Annotated in this window: 1 protein-coding gene; it reads left to right on the forward strand. The window is 51.9% G+C overall.

Features of this window, described 5'->3' with window-relative positions; translation table 11 throughout:
• On the forward strand, positions 1-234 hold a 234-nt coding region (locus tag IEX86_RS24850; RefSeq protein ID WP_188868810.1), incomplete at its 5' end, for an IS3 family transposase.
• Between the last annotated feature and the right edge of the window lie 350 nt (positions 235-584).

Raw genomic sequence — 584 nt, forward strand, 5'->3', positions numbered from 1 at the left:
CGACGCGGTAACTGCCTGGATAATGCTGCCATGGAAAGCTTTTTTGCCGTGCTCAAGTCAGAGCTGTATTGCCGGGAATCCTTCAACAGCGTCGCTGGGTTGGAAAAGGCGCTGCGTGGGTATATCCGCTATTACAACCATGACCGGCTCAAGCTTTCGCTGGGTGGGTTGAGCCCTGTTCAGTTCCGGCTCAAGAACTCAAACGCTTCTATTGCAAGTAACACTCCAGCCTAACATCGAGAGAAGCTAGGTCCGGTGAACCATAGAATCAAAGTACTGGTTCAAGGAACCCTGGTGTTACAAAGGACCACTTAGAGGATTTCTCTTGATAGGTCATGAGGTCCTTTATGCATCCCATTGGAACAGCACCATCCTTGTTCGTACAGCCCCCCAGAGCTTAGCGATGAACTCGCTAAAACGGCATCAGCAGCGGCTCAATCTACCACGCCCTCTGCGACGCCTCAGCAGCAGGGCCCCATCGTACCCAGCAGAATGGTGCTGGGTAGAAGCCTGGTACAGGTTGGTAGCCACACGGTGCTTACGGATGAAAGGAATAAGGCCTTGTTACCTTACTTGTTCAAACA

The sequence above is a fragment of the Pseudomonas asuensis genome, assembly GCF_014646755.1.
Classification (GTDB): domain Bacteria; phylum Pseudomonadota; class Gammaproteobacteria; order Pseudomonadales; family Pseudomonadaceae; genus Chryseomonas; species Chryseomonas asuensis.